Origin of the sequence: Burkholderia sp. JP2-270, assembly GCF_003233675.1 — a bacterium.
Lineage (GTDB): Bacteria > Pseudomonadota > Gammaproteobacteria > Burkholderiales > Burkholderiaceae > Burkholderia > Burkholderia pyrrocinia_C.
The window spans coordinates 908,740-928,424 of record NZ_CP029826.1 but is presented as its reverse complement, the minus strand read 5'-3'; the positions used below and the strand labels follow the sequence as shown (position 1 = coordinate 928,424).

Here is a 19,685-nt window from a genome sequence, read left to right as displayed (position 1 = left end):
CTAGCAGTGCGCCGCAGGTCGGCAAACCGAGCGATTCTCGGAACGATATTCCTTCGGATCACAAACGACGTGGAGATGCACGCACGCGTCAGCGTGCTTCCGTGTCGCAATCGACGCCCGAGCGTCGGGGCGTCCGCAGCCGTTCCGCGTAATGCCGATCGACGATAACGATCTGCGAATCCGTTATTGGAACGCCCGCCCGGCGCTTCCTATACTGGCCTCCCGGCGCAAACGGCCCCGCCCTTCGAGGAAATCCGCATGACTTCGTTGCACGCAGACACCGACCTTTCCACCGGCACCGACTACGACGCACTCGCGAGCCGGTTCCGGCCGATATTCGACCGCATCGCCTCTGGCACTGCCGAACGCGAACGCCGCCGCGAGCTGCCGCACGAAGCGATCGGCTGGCTGAAGGCGGCCGGCTTCGGCGCGATACGGCTGCCGGTACGCGACGGCGGTGCCGGCGCATCGCTGCCGCAGTTGTTCCGGCTCTTGATCGAGCTCGCCGCCGCCGATTCCAATCTGCCGCAGGCGTTGCGCGGGCACTTCGCATTCGTCGAGGACTGGCTGAATGCGCCGCCCGGGCCGCAACGCACGACGTGGTTCGACCGCTTCGCGAGCGGCCAGCTCGTCGGCAACGCGTGGTCGGAGGCCGGCGACGTGCCGCTCGGCCAGACCATCACGAAGGTGTCGGAGCAGAATGGCCGGCTGGTGCTGAACGGGCGGAAGTTCTACAGCACCGGTAGCCTGTTCGCCGACTGGATCGACGTGTTCGCGCAGCGCGCACACGACGGCAGCGACGTGATCGTCGCCGTCGCGACCGCGCAGCCCGGCGTGATCCGGGAAGACGACTGGGACGGCTTCGGCCAGACGACCACCGGCAGCGGCACGACGCGCTTCGAGAATGCGACGGTCGACGCCGACAACGTGATCGACTTCGCACGCCGCTTCAAGTACCAGACCGCGTTCTACCAACTCTTCCACGTTGCGACGCTGGCCGGCATCGGCCACGCGATCGTGCGCGACGCGGGTGAACTCGTGCGCACCCGCACTCGCGTGTACAGCCACGGCAACGCGCCGCGCGCGGGCGACGACGCACAGCTGCAGCAGGTGATCGGCGAGATCGCATCGTGGGCCTACGCGGCGGACGCGCTCGCGCTGCGCGCCGCGCAGCCGCTTCAGCTCGCCTACGAAGCCCGCTTCGGCGGCGACGAACAGGCCGAGCACGACGCGAACGTCGCGGCCGAAATCGAATCCGCGCAGAGCCAGCTCGTCGTGTCCGAACTCGTACTGCGCGCCGCGACGCGGCTGTTCGACGCACTCGGCGCGTCCGCCACACGCAGCGCGACCGCGCTCGACCGCCACTGGCGCAACGCGCGTACGGTGTCGTCGCACAATCCGCTCGTCTACAAGGCCAGGATCGTCGGCGACTGGGTCATCAACGGCCGCACGCCGCCGTTCGTCTGGCGCGTCGGCGACGGCACAAGCGCCGGCACGGAACCGGGAGTCGCGCGATGAGCAGGAACATCCGCTTCAACGCGTTCGAGATGAACTGCGTCGGCCACCAGTCGCCCGGCCTGTGGGCGCATCCGCGCGACCGCTCGTGGCAGTACAAGGATCTCGACTACTGGACCGACCTCGCCCGCATCCTCGAACGCGGGATCTTCGACGCGATCTTCATCGCGGACGTGATCGGCTATTACGACGTCTACAAGGGCAGCAACTACCACGCGCTGCACCAGGCCGCGCAGATCCCGGTCAACGACCCGCTGCAGCTCGCGGCGCCGATCGCGATGGCGACCGAGCATCTCGGCATCGGCATCACAGCGTCGACGACGTTCGAGCACCCGTACACGTTCGCGCGCCGGCTGTCGACCGCCGACCATCACACCAAGGGCCGGCTCGCGTGGAACATCGTCACGTCCTATCTGGAAAGCGGCGCGAAAAACGTCGGCGATCACGGCTTGCGCACGCACGACGATCGTTATGCGGTCGCGGCCGAATACGTCGAGGTGCTGTACAAGCTGTTCGAGGGCAGTTGGGAAGACGGCGCGGTGGTGCGCGATCGCGACGGCCGCGTGTTCACGCATCCCGAGAAGGTGCACGAGATCGGTCACAAGGGCCGCTTCTTCGACGTGCCCGGCTATCACCTGTGCGAACCGTCGCCGCAGCGCACGCCGGTGCTGTTCCAGGCCGGCGCGTCCGGCCCAGGCAAGGCGTTCGCCGCGCAGCACGCCGAATGCGTGTTCGTCGCCGCGCCGACCCGCGAGCAGCTCGCGCGCTACGTGGCCGATGTGCGCGCACAGGCCGCCGCCGCAGGCCGCGATCCGCGCAAGGTGCTGATCTACAACCTCGTCACGGTGATCGTCGACGAAACCGACGAGAAGGCGCAGGCCAAGTTCGACGAGTACCGCCGCTACGTGTCGTACGACGGCTCGCTGGTATTCATGTCCGGCTGGACCGGCATCGACTTCGGCCAGTATGCGCCGGCCGATCCGGTCAGGCGCGTCGAAACCAATGCGATCGTGTCGGCGGTCGAGCATCTGGCCGGCGGCGACACCGCGTGGACGATCGAGGCGCTCGCGGCATGGGGCGGCATCGGCGGACTGGGCCCGGTGTTCGTCGGGTCGGCGGCGACCGTCGCGGACATCCTGCAGGAATGGGTTGCCGCAACCGACGTGGATGGCTTCAATCTCGCATATGCGGTCGCGCATGAAACCTTCGAAGACATCGTGCACTACCTCGTTCCGGAGTTGCAGCGGCGCGGCGTCTATCCGACGCAATATGCGCCGGGCACGCTGCGCGAGAAACTGTTCGGCGGCACGGCGCGGCTGCCGGACGAGCATCCGGCCGCGCAGTTTCGCGATATCGAGCAGGTCAAGCGCGAGGCCGAGCGGGAGGCCGTCGGCGCGTAACGGCAATGTCGAAGCCGGCTGGCCCGCATTCGGCGGCGACCGGCTTCGACGCAAACGGCTTCGTACGGTCCGACGAAGCCGTTGGTATTTTCCGGGGCGGTGAACGCTCCCCCGCCAGCGTTCACGCGGCGCTTTCGTCGTCGATGTCGCGTGCCGTCGGCTCGTAACGCACGATCAACAGAAACACGATCGGCGTGACCGCACTGATCGCGACGACCCAGAACATGTTCGTACCGAGACGGGCCTGCAGGATCGGCAGCACGAACAGCGCAAGCGCCTGGCCGATGCCGCACAGCGAACGCCCGAAGCCGACACCGGTGCCGCGGATCGACGCCGGGTAAGACAAGGTGGGATAGATCATCATCTGCGCACCCGGCCCGAAACCTTCGGCGAACAACCAGGTGCCGAGCATCAGCAGCACGATGCCGACCGCGAGCGCACCGTGCGGATGTCCGGCCAGCGCAAGCGCGACAAGCGCGACGAATTGCAGCGCGAAGCCCGCGATCGCGACATGACGCGACGGATATCGATATGCAAGGCGCATGCCCAGCAAGCCGCCGGTAAACGCGAACAGAACGTTCAGCGCGAGCGATGCCGCGATCGTCTCGAACACGCCCGCGCCGAGAAACTGCGACAGGATCGACGGCAGGAAGAACGCGATCGCCGTGTACTCGAACGGAATGCACAGGTTCATCACGCTGGCGACGATCGTGCGCCCGAGATACGGGCGCTGGAACAGCACGCGAATCCGCACTGGCGGCTGGCTCGGCCCGCGTCGCGCATCCTCCGCTTCGTGTGCGTGAATGCCGTACGACTCGCGAAGGATTCGCGCGGCATTGGCCAGGTCGCCCTGATTCGCAGCCCACAGCGGCGATTCGTTCATGAAACGATTCCTGACCAGAATGATGACGAGCGCGGGCACCGCGCCGAAGATCAGCGACGCGCGCCAAAGCCATCCCGCATGCTCGGCCGGCAGCAGGAAATACAGGCCGAAGATCAGCAGGAAACAGACCGACGACGCCACGTACCACATCGGGCACCAAGCGGCGAGCCGCGACGCCTTGTTGCCGCGGCCGCTGAACTTCGAGAATTCCGCGAGAAACGCCATCGCGACGGGCAGGTCGATGCCGACACCGAGCCCCATCACGAAGCGTGCGCCGATCAGTACCCAGACGTTCGGCGCCAGCCCGGCCGCGATCGCGGCGATCACGAAAAACAGCATGTCGGCCATGAACACCTGGTAACGACCGATCCTGTCGGTCAGCCACCCGCCGATCAGGCTGCCGAAGATCGTGCCGATCATGATCGCCGAACCGACCAGCCCGGTCAGCGCGGGCGTCAGACCGAACTCGCGCGCGACGTCGTCGATGCCGTAGGACAACGTCGTCAGGTCGTACGCATCGAGAAACACGCCGCCGAGCGCGAGCAGCACGATCATCCGCGCATGGCTGACGGAACTGTCCGTCGTATTGATCAGGCGCGCCACGTCGCTTGCGGAGCGGATAGGCGCGGAAACCGGCGTGACCGCGTTCAGATCGATCGAACTCATCGCATTCCTTTGTTGCGCCGAATGTTCGGCGAGATCCACAGGGAGCCAGGAACGCAGCACGTGCATTCGCTGTCGACAGCGCGTGGAGCGAGTGCTCGACCGTACGGCACGTACTGTCGTCGCTCTCTGGCAGCGGAGATTCTGTTCTCGTGATCCGGTTATCCCAAGCGATATAAAGCGATAAATTATTCGGTGTGCGTCATAAAGTTGCTCGTCACGTGCGCTTAGCAGCAACGCGCATGTGCAATCGCGTATTTCTTCGTTATCGAGTCGCTGGCGCTTCGGTACATTGGACGGTCACCCTGCCTGTTCGCGGCACGTTGCCGCTCTTCCGGAGATTCCCCGATGAAGCAGTCCTGGTCCCGCGCATGGCAATCCGCGGCCGTCGCCGTTGCCGCTTTCGCCGGTCTCGTATCGATGCACGCACGTGCGGCAACCCCCGCGGAAATCCGCGTCGACTATGCGTACTACTCGCCGGAGAGCCTGGTGATTCGCCACTTCGGCTGGCTCGACGACGAGTTCAAGGCCGACCGCACGTCGATTCGCTGGGTGCTGAGCCTCGGCAGCAATCGCGCGCTGGAATACCTGAACAGCGGTGCGGTCGACTTCGGATCGGCCGCAGGGCTTGCGTCGGTGCTCGCCCGGGCAAACGGCAACCCGATCAGCGCCGTATACGTGTTCTCGCGCCCGGAGTGGACCGCGCTCGTGGTCCGCAAGGATTCGCCGATCCGCTCGCTCGCGGACCTGAAGGGCAAGAAAATCGCCGCGACGCGCGGCACCGATCCGTTCCTGTTCACGCTGCGCGCGTTGCACACGGCCGGCCTGACGCGCGACGATGTGGCGATCGTGAACCTGCAGCATCCGGACGGACGCACCGCACTCGCGAATGGTCAGGTCGACGCATGGGCCGGTCTCGATCCGCACATGGCCGCCGCCCAGCTCGACGACGGCGCGCGCCTGCTGTACCGCAACGTCGCATTCAATACGTATGGTTTCCTGAACGTCCGCGACGCATTCGCCAGCCAGTACCCGCAGGCGGTCACGCGTGTGCTGAAGGTCTACGATCGCGCGCGCCAATGGATCATCGCGCATCCGGCCGACACCGCGCAGATCGTCGCCGACGAATCGAAGGTATCGCTGCCGGTCGCGAAACTGCAGCTTCAGCGCAACGACTTCAGCGATCCGGTGCCGGGCGATGCCCAACGCGCGGCGCTGAAGGCAGCGGCGCCGGTACTGACGGCCGAACAGCTGACCAGGCCCGGCGTCGATCCCGCGAAGGTTGTCGATACGCTGATCGATCCGGCATTTGCGCGCCCGCTCGTCGCCGCGTCGCACTGAGATGCCGCCGATGACGGACACCGCTGCCCGCGACGACGCGCTCGCGCCCCGCCGCGCCGAACCGCCCCGCGCGAGCCTGCGCGACCCGCTTCGCGCGTGGCGCATCGCGGGCCTCGCATTGCCGTTCGCCGCGCTCGCGCTGCTGGAATACGGCGTGCGGCACGGCTGGCTGCCGGACCACCTCGTCCCGGCGCCGAGCGAGATTCTCGATACGCTCGCCCGGATGGGCATCACGCGCATCGCACGCCATATCGGCACGAGCACGCTTCGGGTCGCGTCGGGTTTCGCGGCCGGTGCCGGGCTCGCGCTCGTCGTCGGCGCGGCGATGGGCCTGAGCCGCCGGATCGACGCGCTGCTGGAGCCGACGTTCCAGGCGCTGCGTGCGATCCCGTCGCTCGCGTGGGTGCCCGTGCTGCTGCTGTGGCTCGGCATCGATGAGGCGCCGAAGATCACGCTGATCGCGATCGGCGCGTTCTTTCCGGTTCATCTGGCGGTGGTCGCCGGGATTCGCGACGTCGACCGCAAGCTCGTCGAGCTCGGCGCGGTATACCGGCTTGGCCCGGTCGCGCTGTTCCGTCGAATCCTGCTGCCGGCCGCGTTGCCGCAAATCGTTACCGGCCTGCGTACCGGCCTCAGCCTTGCGTGGATGTTCATGGTCGCCGCGGAACTGATCGCGGCAACGCGCGGCCTCGGCTTCCTGTTGAGCGACGGCCGGGAAACCGGGCGCCCCGATCTCGTGTTCGGCGCGATCCTGCTGCTCGCATTGCTCGGCAAGCTGACCGACGGTGCGATGCGGCGCATCGAATCGCACTGGCTCGGCTGGCGCGACGCATTCGACAACACGCTGCACGAGGCATCGAAATGAGGACGCTGCCTTCTGCGCACACGACAGCGGGCACCGATACGCCGCTGCTCGACCTGCGGATCGCCCGCAAGCTTTACGGAGATCGGACGATCCTCGCCGACATCCCGCTGCGGGTCGCTCGCGGCGAGATCGTCTGCATAGTCGGCCCGAGCGGGTGCGGGAAAAGCACGCTGCTGCGGATCGTCGCCGGTCTCGACACGGACTTCCGCGGCAGCGTGAAGCTCGACGGAATCGCGCTCGACGGGCCATCCCCGCGCATCGGCGTCATCTTTCAGGAACCGCGACTGCTGCCGTGGCTATCGATCGCGGACAACGTCGGCTTCGCGTCCGGCCCGCGAGGCGGCCGCGAGCCGACCGTCGCACGGCTGCTCGACGAAGTCGGCCTTGCCGGCGTCGCGCGGCAACTGCCGGCCACGTTGTCGGGCGGGATGGCCCAGCGCGCGGCGATCGCGCGCGGGCTGTTCGGCGAACCGGACCTGCTGCTGCTCGACGAACCGTTCAGCGCGGTCGACGCGATCACCCGGATGCGGTTGCAGACGCTGCTGCTCGATGTGGTTCACCGCCACCGGATGTCAGCGATCGTCGTTACGCACGATCTCGACGAGGCACTGTATCTCGGCGATCGCGTGCTGATGCTCGCGCCGAACCCGGGCCGCGTCGACGACGAGATCCACGTCGCCGTCGCGCGGCCGCGCGATCGGCGCAACCCGTCACTGGCCGCGCAGCGCGCGCGATTGCTGGACGCGTTCCAGCGCTTTCACGATCGTGCGGACGGCACGAGACGCCAGCCGCACGGCCATCAGGCATCCGAATGCGGAATCCGTGGGGCTTGAAATTCCCCGCCATGAGCCGGCAAGTCCTGCGAGCATGCGCCCCGGCGCGTCATGCACGGGTGTGCCGCAGTTCACCGTCGATGGTCTGCGGCAGCCTCAGCAGGTTGAAGATCGGGCAGACCGCTTCGACCGCCTGGTGCAGCGCGCGAATCGCGTCGGGCGGCTCGGGCGACACGATATCGAGCGTATAGCGGAGGTTGTGCGGGAACACGGGCACATGCTCGAAGCCCGGTTGCTGCGCGAGCGGATGCTGGTCGCCGGTCACCTCCACCTCGATCGCATCGATCTTCAGGCCGCGCTCGGCGGCCTGGATCAGCGTGATGTGCGTAAGGCAGCTACCCAGTACGCCGAGCTGCAGTTCCGGCGACGCGGGCCCGAGGTTGTAGCCGGCGAAGTCGGGCGGACTGTCGCTGATCACCTGGAAGTCGCGAATGCGGATCTCGCGCACGCCGCTGCGGCCGAGCGCGCGCACGGTCGCCTTCAGCGGCGTCGCCTTGAAAGCGGGATCGTTGCGTGCCGCTTCCTGCTTCGCACGCCAGGCGTCGCGTTTTTGGGCGAGATAGTCGTTCAGGGTCGTCATGGCCGGGTCGTCGGTGCGTCAGTCGGTTGTTCCTCGCGCAGGGCGGCGTCCGCCGCCCGTTGTCGGCGGCGGTCAGTCCGCCTTCGGAATCCATGCGGCGGTCGCCGCGTCGCTCGCGCGGAACGCGGGGAATTTCGCGCCGAGTTCGGCCACGGTCCGGATGTCGTTTTTCACGAGATCGTCGCGCGTGATCAGCGTCGGCTTGACGACGATGCGCGCTCCCGGGTCCTGGCCGGCGACGAGCAGCGCGGCGGCCCGCACCGACACGGCGCCGACGATCGCCGGATTGGTCGCGGCCGTCGCGACCCACGCGCTGTTCGGCGCGCGGATGGCCTCGATGTCGGCGGTCGAGATATCCGCGCTGTAGATGCGGATCTTCGACGACAGCTTCGCTTCGTCTGCGGCCAGCTTCGCGCCGCGCGCGAACTCGTCGTAAGGCGCGAACACGACGCGGATGTCGGGATTGGCGCGATAGGCCGCTGCCGCCTGATTCGCGACCGATTGCGCGATCGGATTGTCGACGGTGCCCCAGCGCGCCTTTTCCTGCACCTTCGGGTGCGCCCGCTTGAAGTCGCGCCATGCGGCATCGCGCCGGTCGAGCGGCGCAAAGCCGGCGACATACACATAACCGGCCGCGAATGCGTCGCCGTTGTCTTTCACCGCCTGCCCGAGCAGCAGGTTGGCCAGGTCGCGATCGCTCTGCTCGATTTGCGGCACCTTCGGATTGCCGAGATCGACGTCGAACGCGACGACCTTGATCCCCTTGTCCAGCGCGCGCTGGACGACGTCCTTCAACGATTCGGGCAACCCGTGGTTGACGATGATCGCAGACACGCCGATGCCGATCGCCTGCTGGATCTGCTCGCGCTGTTCGGCCGCGTCCTGCCGGCCCTCATAAATGCGCAAATCGACGCCGAGCGCCTTCGCCTGCTTCTGCGCGCCGGCCTCGTAGGCCTGGAAGAAGTCGCCGGTCGACAGATAGTTGACGAGCGCGATCTTCACGCCGCCCTTGTCGAACGGCGCGGGCGCGCCCTTGAGCGGGCCGGCGTGCGCCGCGGGTGCGAGCGCGGCCAATGCAGCTGCGAAAAACAGCGCGAGCGCGCCGACCTTCCGGTCGATGCGCGGCTTGCGGCGAAGCGACGATCGCATGGTCTGCCTGTCTCCGTGGGAACGATATCCGCACAATCTATCAGCGCGACACGCGCGCTCAAACCGAGCGATTCGGCAATGGATATTCCTTCGGAAGTCAAATCGGTTGCGGCGGCAGTGCTTCGATCCGGGAATAAGCAATCGAGCGCGCGCGTGATAACCGTCGCAGGAATCGACGGTTGGGCAGCGCCCCCGGGTTGACTGCAGACGCCGCGACACGGCGCGCGGCGCCGCTTGACGCGGCGCCGCGCGCCCCACCCCGTCACGCACGCGCGTCCGCACGGCGGCCGATGCCGAACGTGAACGCCAGCGCAAGCACCAGCAACACGCCCTTGATGAAATCCTGCATGTAGTACGGCGCGTTCAGCATCGTCAGCCCGTTGAGCAGCACGCCGACGAACACCGCGCCCACGACCGTGCCGAACACGTTCGGCCGCTTGGCCCCCCACACGGCGTAGCCCACCAGCGCGGCGGCCACCGCGTCGAGCAGCAGCGAGTGCCCGGCGCTCGCGTCGCCGCGTCCGACCCGTGCGGCGATCAGCACGCCGCCCAGCGACGCGATCGCGCCCGACACGACATACGCGGCGACCCGATAGCGCGCGGCCGGCGCGCCGGCGAGCCGCGCGGCCGTTTCGTTGCCGCCGATCGCGTAAATCACGCGGCCCCAGCGCGTCGCCTCCATCGCGACGCAGGCCAGCACCGTCACCGCCGCGAGCAGCAGCACCGGCAACGGCACGACGTCGAACAGGCGCAGGCGCCCGAGCGCGAGAAACGCGGCGGGGAACACGCCCGTCGCGTCGGTGCCGTCGGGCAGCACCGAACCGGTCGCGAGCGACCGGCCGCCGGTCGGGATCAGCTGCAGGCCCGCCAGCAGGAACAGCGTGCCGAGCGTCGCGAGCTGGTCGGGCACGCGCAGCCGCGTAATCAGCAGGCCGTTGAACAATCCGGCGGCCACGCCGAGCACGACGCAGGCGGCCACCGCCGCGAGCGTGCCGCCGTGCCAGACGACCAGCACGTAGCTGGCGGCCATTTGCGCAGACGCGGCCACGCTGCCCACCGACAGGTCGAAGCCGCCGGCCGCGAGCGTGATCGTCACGCCGATGCCGAGCAGCGCAACGATCGACACCGCCTGAAGGATGCTGAACAGGTTGTCGAGGTTCAGGAACGCGGGCTCCCGGAACGCGAACACGACGACGAGAACAGCCAGCACGAGCAGGATGCCCGTGCGTTCGAGCGCAGCGCGAATGCGGGCCGGCGCGGGACGGCCAGCCCGTTCGCCAGGCAATGCATCGGGCACGACGGAAGTGGAAACGGGTTTCATCGGAGGCGCAGTCATTCAGGAGGAAGACGGAAGCGGATAGTCGAGCGTGGCGCGATCGAACCGCACGATGCGATCGGCGATTTCGGCCGCTTCTTCGAGATCGCTGACGAACACGAGCGTCGCGCGCTCGTGCGCGTGGCGCCGCAGCGTATCGACGATATCGGCGCGCGCGCCGGCATCGATGCCCTGGAACGGTTCGTCGAGCAGCAACAGCCGCGCGCGTTCCGCGTGCCAGCGCGCGAGCACGACTTTCTGCTGGTTGCCGCCGGACAGGCGCACTAGCCGGTCGTCCGGGCCCGTGCAGCGAATCCCGAACGCGGCGATCGCGGCCGCGGCGGCAGCGCGTTCGCGGGCCGGCCGCAGCGCGCCGCCCGCAAACCAGCGCGACAGGAACGGAAAGCTGATCGTGCCGGCGATCGACGCGAACGGCACGCTGTCGGGAAACAGCGACGTGCGCCAGCGGTCCTCGCCGGCCAGGAACACGCCGGCGCGAATGGCATCGGCCGGCGAGCGCGGCCGCCACGGCCGGCCGTCGAGCGTCATCTCGCCGGCGGCCGCGCGCACGGCGCCGAAGATCGCATTGGCAAGGCGCGACTTGCCGCCGCCGACCGGGCCCGCGATCGCGACGATCTCGCCGCGCCGGACGTCGAGATCGAACGGCACGCTGGCCGGCGACAGCCGCAGGTTCCGCAGGCTGAGGCCCGCTTCGGGCGACGACGCGGCGCGGCCCGCGTCCGCCGCGCGCGCATTCGGCAACGGCCGTCCGATCATCGTTTCCACCGCGGCATCGAAGTCGACCGGCGCGGCCAGATCGGCGACGATCCGGCCGTCGCGGACGATCGCCACGCGATCGGCGATGCGGCGCAAGTCGCCGAGCCGGTGCGATACCAGCAGGATCGCGACGCCGTCGTCGCGCAACGCGTCCAGCAGCCCGAAGAGCCGCTCCGCTTCCGTCGCGGACAGGCTCGCGGTAGGCTCGTCGAGGATCAGCAGGCCGGGCTGCCCGGCGAGCGCGCGCGCCAGCGTTACGCGCTGCTGATCGGCCAGCGACAGCGACGCGAGCGGCGCCGACAGATCGGCGTCGAGCCCGACGCGCGCGGCGAGCGGCCGCGCCGCGGCGCGCCGCGCGGCCGGCGGCGCTCGCCACGGCGAGGCCGGATCGCACAGCCGGTCGAGCAACAGGTTGTCGGCGATCGACAGCGTCGGCACGACGGCGTCGGCGACCGACTGGTGCACGGTGGCGACCCCGAGCCGCTTCGCCGCGTGCGGCGAAGCCGGCCAATAGGGTGCGCCGTGCAGCGTCAACGTGCCGCCGTCGGGCCGGATCACACCGCTCAGAATCTTCACGAAAGTCGATTTGCCGGCGCCGTTCGCGCCCATCAGCGCGACGACTTCACCGGCTCCGATCGACAGGTCGAGCGCCGCCAGCGCGACGGTCGCGTCGAATCGTTTCGCGATGCCGGCGGCGCTCAGGACGGGCGGCGCCAGCGAGCGGCGCGGTCGATTTGCGGAGCCTGCGCTCATGGTCGTGCCCGCCGGCGCCCGTGCCACTTCGGAAAGCCGCGCCGCCGTCCGGCCGGCCGTTCGCATTCGAAACCGCGTTCGGCATCGCTCGCGAACGGCGCTTCGATCGCCCTCCCGCAGGCGGATACGAAATGTTCACCGGCATGCTTCGAGCGGGCACAACCTGCTTCCGTCGAAAACAGCACGTCGCGGCTCATGTCAGGCAACTCCCAGGTTCGTCGTTCCGCCGGGACGGCCGCATGCTGCGCCCGTTGCTCCCGATGCGGCCGGTCCGCGACCGAATAGTCGACTCTACCGCCCGGCATCGCGCGGCCCTACCAATGTTTTGGGGAATCGATATCCGTCCGACCGTCAGCGCCCAGCCGCTGCGGACTGCCGGAACGACGCACCATACGCACTGTCCGGCAGGCGATCGCCGCCGCCCAGGCGCGAGCGGAACGTCCCGCTCGGCGGCTGCATCCGGTACAGGCCGCGCTTCTTCAATTCCGGCACGATCAGTTCGGCGAAATCGTCGAGCGTGCCGGGGCTGATCAGCGGATTGAGCATGTAGCCGCTCGTCGTCGACTGCTGCGCATGCTCGGCAAGCCGGTCCGCGACTTCGTCCGGCGAACCGACGAGGATCAGGTCGGTGCCGCGCGTGACGTTCGCGAACTTGCGCCGCACGTCGCCGGCCGTCAGCGGCTTGCCGCTGCCGTCCGGTCGCACCACGTAGGACGTCAGCCCTTCCGTCTGCGTCGTCAGCGGCTCGTCGTCCGCATAACGATCGATGTCGATGCCGGTGTCGCCCGCGTAGCTGACGAGCTGTGCCTGCAGGTGATAGTGCTGCTGCAGCGCATGGTATTTCTCCTTCGCGTCGCTCGACGAGCGCGCCGTCACGATCCGCAGCACGGTGAGCGCCTTCACGTCGTCCGCCGCACGGCCATTTTCGACTGCAAGCCGGCGAATTTCGTCGAGACCTGCGCGGATCTCGTGCGGATTCGACTTCGCGACGAACACCACCTCGGCGTGCTTCGCCGCGAATTCCCGTCCGCGCCCGGACCAGCCCGCCTGAATCAGCACGGGCGAGCGCTGCGGCGACGGCGCGCACACGTGCGGGCCATGCACGCGATAGTGCGCGCCTTCGTGTGCGATCGGCCGCACGCGGTCGCCACGCGCATAGCGCAGCGCGTGCTTGTCGGCAACGACCGCGTCGTCCGCCCAGCTGCCTTCCCACAGCTTGTACACGACGTCGAGAAACTCCTCCGCGCGCGCGTAGCGTTCGTCGTGGCCGATCATCCGGTCTAGCCCGAAATTGCGCGCCGCGCTCGTCAGGTAGGACGTCACGATGTTCCAGCCGATCCGGCCGTTGCTCAGGTGATCGAGCGTGCTGAAGCGGCGCGCGAGCGCGAACGGATGCTCGTAGGTCGTGCTCGCGGTCACGCCGAACGCCAGCCGCTCGGTCTGCGCGACGAGCGCCGGGATCAGCATCATCGGATCGTTGGCCGGCGACTCCACCGCCCACTGCAGTGCGGCGTCGGCCGACCCGCCGTACACGTCGTACAGGCCGAGCACGTCCGCGAAGAACAGCATGTCGAGATCGGCCTGCTCGGCCTTGCGCGCGAGGTCCGACCAGTACGCGAGCGTATTGGCGCGCAGCCGTTCGTCGGCGGGATGGGTCCAGAGGCTCGGCGCGCCGCCGCAGCCGACGCTGGCTTGTTCATAGAGGGAAAACAGCAGGGGGCGAGGATCGGACATCGTCATGCTCAATGCGGAACAGGGGAATCAGTTGGGTGCCGCCCACACGCCCGACGACGCGTTACTTGCGTGCGCGGGTGCGCGATCGTCGGGCTCGCGCGTCAGGTAGCGGTTGAGGCGTCTTTCGAGACGGGCGGCAGGAATCGTCAGCAGTGCGACCAGCACGACATAGACGAGCGCAGCGCCGGCCAGCGGTTCGTATACGCGCAACGTCTCGAAGCGCAGCGTGTTGGCCGTGCCCATCACGTCGAACACGGTGATGGTCGACGCGAGGACGGTCGATTTCAGCAGCAGGATCGCTTCGCCGGTGAGAGCAGGCAGCGCGAGCCGCCATGCGCGCGGACCGACGATGCGGCGCAGCACACCGGCGCGCGTCATTCCGTACGCATAGCCGGCCTCGATCTCGCCGGCCGGCACGCCGGCGATCGCGCCGCGCAGGATCGTCGCGACATACGCGCCCTCGTTCACGCTCAACGCAACGACGGCATACCAGAACGCGTCGCGCAACAGAGGCGACGCCCAGCTGTCGCGCATCCATTCGCGCGGCACGATCTGGCCGAATCCGTAGTACAGCAGATAAAGCTGCACCAGCAGCGGTGTGCCGCGAATCAGCATGATCCAGCCGCGCGCGGACCAGCGAAGCGGCGCCCGGCGTGCGCCGGCGGCCAGCGCAAGCGGCATGCCGAGCAGCACGCTGGCGATGCCGGACAACAGCATCAGCGCGAGCGTCGTCGGCACCGCGGCGAGCAGCTTCGGCATCACCGTATCGAGCAGGAACGGCATCGAGAAGATCATGTGCTCGCGCTCGGCATGCCACGGCCCGCGTACCGCTCGAGCGCGACGAAGAGCCCCGTCGACGTGATGCTCAGCAGCAGGAACAGCGCCGCCGTGACCAGATAGAAGAACACGTAGTGCCGGGTCGCGCCGGCGGCGAGCTGGCTCGCCTTCAGCAGATCCGTAAACGATCCGAGCACGCTGATGAACGACGCATCCTTGGTCGCGTTCAGCCATACGTTGCCGACGCCGGGCAGCGCAAGCCGCGCCGCGGCCGGCAGCCGGATGCGCAGCAACGTCTGCCACGGCGTCATCCCGTACGCGTGCGCGGCTTCGATCTGGCCGACCGGCACGTTGACGAGCGCCGCGCGGAAGATGTCGGTGAGATAGGCGCCCTGGATGAAGCCGAGCGACAGTGCGGCGACGAGGAACGGCGGGAACGCGAAGCCGTCAGGCGCCAGGCCGCCGCGGCGCAGCGCGGCCTCGACGGCGGGCGCGAGCGCATAGAACGCGAGCAGCAGGCACAACAGCTCGGGCAGCGCGCGCACCAGCGTCGTGTAGAGCCGGATGAGCCATGCGAGCGGCGCGTGCCGCGACAGCTTGCCGAGCGCGCCAGCGATGCCGAGCAGCGTGCCGGCGCCGAACGACGCGGCCGCGACGCCAAGCGTCAGCGCGAACGCGCTCGCGAAGATGCGGCCGTAACCGCCGTCGCCGAATGCGAGCAGCGCCAGCAGCGAATCGTCTGCGGCCATCGGTTCAACGGCCCTTCTCGATCGTGCCTTTCAGGTTCGGATAGCGCGCGGTAATCGCATCCCACGTGCCGTCCTGCTGCAGTTGCGCGATCGCGCCCGACAGCCGGTCGCGCAGCGCATCGCCGCGCCGCACGCCCGCGCCGATGCCGAGACCCAGCACCGGGTTGTCCGCGCAGGTGGCCTTGACCTCGAAATCCTTGCCGTCGCGAGATGACAGGAACGCCGTGAACAGGCCCTTCGCTTCCTGCACGTAATCGACCCGGCCGGAGACCAGATCGGCGAGCGCGTTGTCGAACTTGTCGAAGGCCTTGATCTGCGCGTCCTGCTTGAAGCGCGCATCGAGGAAGGCCGAGAAGTTGGTGCCCGCCTCGACGCCGATCACGCGCCCCTTGAAGCTCGCGGGCACCGCGCAATCGACGCGGCGCCGATCGCTTTTTGCGCCGACGAATACCGTCGGCGATTCGTAGTAGGCACGACTGAAGTCGACGGCCTTCTGCCGTTCGCCGGTAATCGTCATCGACGACCAGATCACGTCGATCCTGCGATTCTGCAGCGCCGGAATCAGGCCGTCCCACGCAATGTCGGCGAGTTCGCAGCGCACGTTCAGCTTGCCGCACGCGGCCTCGAGCAGATCGATTTCCCAGCCTTTCCATTTGCCGGTCGCGTCCTTCGAGAAGAACGGCGGATACGACTCGGCGTCGATGCCGACGCGCAGCGTCGGTTGCGCCGCGTGGGCGGCGCACGCCGCGCCGAGCACGAACAGCGCGACGGCAGCGCCGCGGACCCTGGAACGCATCAAACGATTCATTTGGCTGACTTCTGAAATAACGTCGGAATCACCGGCGTCGCAACCGGCAGGAGGCATGACTGTAATGCCTGCCGAAGCGTGTACCAAATGGTTATTTTTGCGATGGATATCTGATCGGGCGATATGCGAATCGGGGTGACGAGAACAGCCGCGCGGTGCGTCGATCAGTCGCCCGGAAGGGTCGATCGAAGACCCAGATATTGGACGAACGGATCAAAGTCTCGATCGCTGTACAGCAGCGAAACGCCGTTCTCGATACCGTAAGTCGCGATCAGCGTGTCGACGGTCTTGCGGATCGTCACGTCTCGCGCTCTCAAGTCACGGTAATTTCGTGCGGCCTGAACGGCGTTGTCGGTGCCGACCAACGACACGACATTCAAGCGCGTCGTCAGCAGTTGGCGCGCCAGATTGAATTCGGATTCAGCCGAGAAACCTTGCAACACTTCTGCCACGATCAGGTCGCCAGACAATAGGGCCTCATTGCCCAGCAAAGCGTCAAGCTTGTCGGTTTCCGGCGAAACCTTGCCACGAAAATAGTCAATCCAGACGCTCGAATCCACGAGCGTCATCGACCAGTCCTCATCGCGTCGAGATCACCTTCCCAGTGGAGTTTTCCGCGAAACTGGCGAATCTGCTCTTGCTGTTTGAGCCTGATGATCGTCTTCAGACCAAGCTCGACGGCTTCCCGCTTGGTTTTGACGCCGATCGCGGCGAGTGCATCGGCCATCAAGTTGTCGTCGATTTCAATGTTGGTACGCATGGCATATCTCGCAATGCGTATAGATTGACGATATTGCACACATCACAGGATCCCACGTATTCGGAATTCGGTCTCCGGTTCGTTTCCGATCCCGCATTCCGTCGGCGGATCAGCCACGAGCCGTTCGCGTTTCGCGCTTTCCTCGTCGGGCCTCTTCCTTCGGCGCAGCCTGGAGAGCGGCTGCCGTCCGCCCGTCACCGGCTCACGCCGCCGCACTCTCGCGCCGCGCCATCGGCAGCTCCAGGTTCGCGCGAAAATCCTCGCCGACATAATCGGTATCGAGCAGATCGCGCCGGCGCAACTCGGGCAGCAAGCCGTTCAGCAGCAGATCCTCCTGGTCCGGCTGGCCGAGCCCGTGCAGCGACAGCACGTCGACGAGCCCCGCCCGATAGCGCGCCTCGATCGCATCGGTGAGTTGCTCGGGCGTGCCGGCGGCGAACCAGTGGCCGGTCTCCTGCGCGCGGATGATCAGTTCGCGCAAGGTCAGGCGTTGCCGCGCGTAGCCGACGAAGATCGCGACGCGGCCACGCCGGCGGTGCACGCTGTCGATCGCCGGCAGCAGCGATCCCGGCAGCGGCTGGTCGAGCGGCAAGTCGCGCAGGTCGACGTTGCCGCCGAGCATGTCGGCAAGTTTCAGCCGGCCCTGCTCGTAATCGATGCGTTCGTGCTTGTCGCGCAGCCGCCGCGCGACGTCGGCGTCGGATTCCCCGATCACCGAGTGAAACGAGTTCATCACCAACGGCAGCCGGTCTGCCCGGCCGAACGCGGCAGCCTGCCGGCGCAGTTCGGCGACGAACGCGCGCGCGTCGTCGAGCGTCGGCTGCGACGTATAGACGACTTCCGCGTACCGCGCCCCGAGCGTCACGCCGCTCGCCGACTGCCCCGCCTGAAACTGCACGGGGCGCCGTTGCGGCGACGGCGGCACGTTCAACGGCCCCTGCACCTGAAAGTGCGCGCCGCGATAATTGATCGACAATGCGCTCGACTATCTCGGCCGCTACTTCGATCACCACGACTTTTCGCAATACGCGCTCGACGCGCCGTTCCCGGACCTCGGCGATCTCGGCGGCAACCAGTTCCGCAGCACCACCGACACGATCAAGCGCGACGCGGCCGAACGCGGCCTCACGCTGCGCGAGGTCGCACTCGAAGCAGCCACGCCGCGCCCCGCGTTCGCCGGTACGGCCGAGCAGGTCGCCGACGGGTTGCAGGCGTGGGTCGACGCACGCGCGACCGACGGCTTCATCGTACGCGGCGGCACGCCCGCCGCGTTCGCCGAGTTCGCGGCGAAGGTCGTGCCGATCCTCCAGGAGCGCGGCGTGTACCGGCGCGACTACGAAGGCGCGACGCTGCGCGAGCATCTCGGGCTGCCGTATCCGCCGAACCGGCACGCGCGCGCGGCGTGAGCGACGGACGGTCCGGTCGGCATCACGCAGGCAACCGAATCATGAGCATGCAGAAATCGACAGTCGACCGGGCCGAGTGCTGCCCGATCCGGGAGGTATTCGAACACATCGGTGATCGCTGGAGCATGCTGGTACCGTTCACGCTCGGAGACCGGGCAAGTTGCGCTTCTCTACCCTGAAGCTGAAGCGCGAGATCGGTGATATTTCGCAGCGCGTGCTGTCGCAAGCGCTGCGCCGGCTCGAGCGGGACTGCCTGGTTTCGCGCACCGCGTATGCGACCGTGCCGCCCCGCGTCGGATATGCCGCAACGTCACACGGCTTCCCGTGGCCCGCATCAATTCAGATCGGCGGTTCGCCATTCGCCGTCGATGCGCCCGCCGGAAATGCAAAAGACCGGTCAGTGCAACCTGGCCGGCCTTTTGCATTTCGCCACGTCGACGCGTGCGCGAACCGGTTCAACCGTGGAACACGAGCAGCACCAGCGGCATCGTGACGGCCGCAAGCGCCGTCTGCACCGTAATGATGCCTGCGGACAGGCGATGATCGCCGCCGAGCAGCTTCGCCATGATGTACGCGGACGGTGTGCACGGCAGTGAATTGAACAGCACGATCGTCGTCAGTGCCGGGCCCCGGATGCCGAGGCTGAAACCGATCCAGAAGGTCAGCAGCGGCACGAGCAGCAACTTGATCACCGACGACTGGAACACGGGGCCGCGCGCCGCCTTCGCGGCCTTCACGTCGAGGCCCGCTCCCACCGCGAGCAGTCCGAGCGGGAGCGACGCGGCGCCGAGAATCGACAGCACGCTCGCCACCACGCCCGGCAAACCCAGCCCGCCGAGGTTGAACGCGGCGCCGAGCACGACCGACATGATGACCGGGTTCCTCAGCAGCGCGCCGCCGATCTGCCGCGCCGACGGCGCGCCGCCACGGCCGTGCTGCATCAGGATAATGATCGACGCGACGTTCAGCAGCGGAATCGCGACCGCGATGCTGATCGACGTGAGCGTGAGACCGACGCTGCCGTACAACGCCGCGGCCGCGGCGACGCCCACATACGTATTGGGCCGCAACGCGCCCTGAATCACGGACGAAAACACCGCCCCCGGCTGCCGGCTCCACGCGCGCCACGCATACAGCAGCGCCGCGCTCGCGGCCACCGCGCCGAGGATCGCGACCGCGATCGGCCGCACCGGAAACTGCGTCAGATTGGCTTTCGCGACCTGGCTGAACATCAGCGCGGGAAACATGTAGTAGTAGTTCAGCGTTTCGCATGGCAGCCAGAATTCGTCCGGCAGCAGGCGGCGCTGCCGCAGCACGAATCCCGCCAGGATCAGCACGAAGATCGGAACCAGCGCGGTCAGGACATTCTGCATCGAT

Annotated in this window: 20 protein-coding genes and 1 pseudogene; 7 read left to right on the top strand and 14 right to left on the bottom strand. The window is 67.7% G+C overall.

Features of this window, described 5'->3' with window-relative positions:
• Positions 1-258 precede the first annotated feature (258 nt).
• Both DM992_RS36955 and DM992_RS36950 read left to right on the top strand, forming a co-directional pair.
• Positions 259-1,518, top strand: coding sequence for an acyl-CoA dehydrogenase family protein (locus DM992_RS36955; RefSeq protein WP_111021132.1), 1,260 nt, complete (start codon positions 259-261; stop codon positions 1,516-1,518).
• Positions 1,515-2,915, top strand: a complete 1,401-nt coding sequence (locus tag DM992_RS36950) for an LLM class flavin-dependent oxidoreductase (RefSeq protein WP_111021130.1) — start codon at positions 1,515-1,517, stop codon at positions 2,913-2,915. The genes DM992_RS36955 and DM992_RS36950 overlap by 4 nt, the downstream gene beginning before the upstream one ends.
• A 121-nt stretch (positions 2,916-3,036) precedes the next feature.
• On the opposite strand, the gene DM992_RS36945 is transcribed toward DM992_RS36950, so the two are convergent.
• Positions 3,037-4,464, bottom strand: a complete 1,428-nt coding sequence (locus DM992_RS36945; RefSeq protein ID WP_111021128.1) for an MFS transporter — start codon at positions 4,462-4,464, stop codon at positions 3,037-3,039.
• 345 nt (positions 4,465-4,809) lie between these two features.
• On the opposite strand from DM992_RS36945, the gene DM992_RS36940 reads away from it, so the two are divergent.
• The 3 genes from DM992_RS36940 to DM992_RS36930 are packed head-to-tail and all read left to right on the top strand — an operon-like array spanning position 4,810 to position 7,500.
• Entirely contained in the window at positions 4,810-5,802 is a 993-nt protein-coding gene (locus tag DM992_RS36940) for an aliphatic sulfonate ABC transporter substrate-binding protein (RefSeq protein WP_111021126.1), read from the top strand.
• A 1-nt stretch (position 5,803) separates the two neighbouring features.
• Positions 5,804-6,667: an ABC transporter permease gene (locus DM992_RS36935; RefSeq protein ID WP_111021124.1), complete on the top strand. Its 864-nt coding sequence runs from the start codon at positions 5,804-5,806 to the stop codon at positions 6,665-6,667.
• The gene (locus DM992_RS36930; RefSeq protein WP_111021122.1) at positions 6,664-7,500 is read left to right on the top strand and encodes an ABC transporter ATP-binding protein; all 837 of its coding nucleotides are present in this window, start codon (positions 6,664-6,666) and stop codon (positions 7,498-7,500) included. Before DM992_RS36935 ends, DM992_RS36930 begins: the two co-directional genes overlap by 4 nt.
• A gap of 49 nt (positions 7,501-7,549) precedes the next feature.
• Here the strand turns inward: DM992_RS36930 and DM992_RS36925 are convergent, their stop codons facing one another.
• The 12 genes from DM992_RS36925 to DM992_RS36870 all read right to left on the bottom strand — a co-directional run bounded on the left by DM992_RS36925 (position 7,550) and on the right by DM992_RS36870 (position 17,827).
• Positions 7,550-8,080, bottom strand: coding sequence for an OsmC family protein (locus DM992_RS36925; RefSeq protein WP_111021120.1), 531 nt, complete (start codon positions 8,078-8,080; stop codon positions 7,550-7,552).
• Positions 8,081-8,152: 72 nt separating this feature from the next.
• Positions 8,153-9,229, bottom strand: a complete 1,077-nt coding sequence (locus DM992_RS36920) for a substrate-binding domain-containing protein (RefSeq protein WP_111021118.1) — start codon at positions 9,227-9,229, stop codon at positions 8,153-8,155.
• 262 nt (positions 9,230-9,491) lie between these two features.
• Complete coding sequence (locus tag DM992_RS36915; RefSeq protein WP_111021116.1) at positions 9,492-10,550, bottom strand: ABC transporter permease; 1,059 nt, start codon at positions 10,548-10,550, stop codon at positions 9,492-9,494.
• A 15-nt stretch (positions 10,551-10,565) separates the two neighbouring features.
• Positions 10,566-12,074, bottom strand: a complete 1,509-nt coding sequence (locus DM992_RS36910; protein ID WP_111021635.1) for a sugar ABC transporter ATP-binding protein — start codon at positions 12,072-12,074, stop codon at positions 10,566-10,568.
• Complete coding sequence (locus DM992_RS42060; RefSeq protein ID WP_162631826.1) at positions 12,071-12,271, bottom strand: hypothetical protein; 201 nt, start codon at positions 12,269-12,271, stop codon at positions 12,071-12,073. Before DM992_RS42060 ends, DM992_RS36910 begins: the two co-directional genes overlap by 4 nt.
• 154 nt (positions 12,272-12,425) lie before the next feature.
• Positions 12,426-13,808 (bottom strand): LLM class flavin-dependent oxidoreductase, encoded by a 1,383-nt coding sequence (locus DM992_RS36905; RefSeq protein WP_111021634.1) that lies wholly within the window; start codon positions 13,806-13,808, stop codon positions 12,426-12,428.
• 27 nt (positions 13,809-13,835) lie between these two features.
• Entirely contained in the window at positions 13,836-14,603 is a 768-nt protein-coding gene (locus DM992_RS36900; protein WP_111021114.1) for an ABC transporter permease subunit, read from the bottom strand.
• Entirely contained in the window at positions 14,600-15,334 is a 735-nt protein-coding gene (locus tag DM992_RS36895; protein WP_111021112.1) for an ABC transporter permease subunit, read from the bottom strand. Before DM992_RS36895 ends, DM992_RS36900 begins: the two co-directional genes overlap by 4 nt.
• Positions 15,335-15,338: 4 nt before the next feature.
• A complete protein-coding gene (locus DM992_RS36890; RefSeq protein WP_111021110.1) occupies positions 15,339-16,142 on the bottom strand; it encodes a transporter substrate-binding domain-containing protein in 804 nt (267 codons plus the stop codon).
• A 164-nt stretch (positions 16,143-16,306) separates the two neighbouring features.
• Positions 16,307-16,711: a PIN domain nuclease gene (locus DM992_RS36880; RefSeq protein WP_111021108.1), complete on the bottom strand. Its 405-nt coding sequence runs from the start codon at positions 16,709-16,711 to the stop codon at positions 16,307-16,309.
• Positions 16,708-16,902, bottom strand: coding sequence for a type II toxin-antitoxin system VapB family antitoxin (locus DM992_RS36875; protein ID WP_111021107.1), 195 nt, complete (start codon positions 16,900-16,902; stop codon positions 16,708-16,710). The genes DM992_RS36880 and DM992_RS36875 overlap by 4 nt, the downstream gene beginning before the upstream one ends.
• 202 nt (positions 16,903-17,104) lie before the next feature.
• Positions 17,105-17,827: an LLM class flavin-dependent oxidoreductase gene (locus DM992_RS36870; RefSeq protein WP_239511537.1), complete on the bottom strand. Its 723-nt coding sequence runs from the start codon at positions 17,825-17,827 to the stop codon at positions 17,105-17,107.
• 43 nt (positions 17,828-17,870) lie between these two features.
• Here DM992_RS36870 and DM992_RS36865 point away from each other — a divergent pair.
• Positions 17,871-18,308, top strand: a pseudogene (locus DM992_RS36865) (LLM class flavin-dependent oxidoreductase); the annotation flags it as partial.
• A 160-nt stretch (positions 18,309-18,468) separates the two neighbouring features.
• The gene (locus DM992_RS36860) at positions 18,469-18,801 is read left to right on the top strand and encodes a helix-turn-helix domain-containing protein (RefSeq protein WP_239511481.1); all 333 of its coding nucleotides are present in this window, start codon (positions 18,469-18,471) and stop codon (positions 18,799-18,801) included.
• Here DM992_RS36860 and DM992_RS36855 read toward each other — a convergent pair.
• Positions 18,764-19,681, bottom strand: a complete 918-nt coding sequence (locus tag DM992_RS36855) for an AEC family transporter (protein ID WP_111021106.1) — start codon at positions 19,679-19,681, stop codon at positions 18,764-18,766. The genes DM992_RS36860 and DM992_RS36855 overlap by 38 nt on opposite strands.
• Positions 19,682-19,685 lie beyond the last annotated feature (4 nt).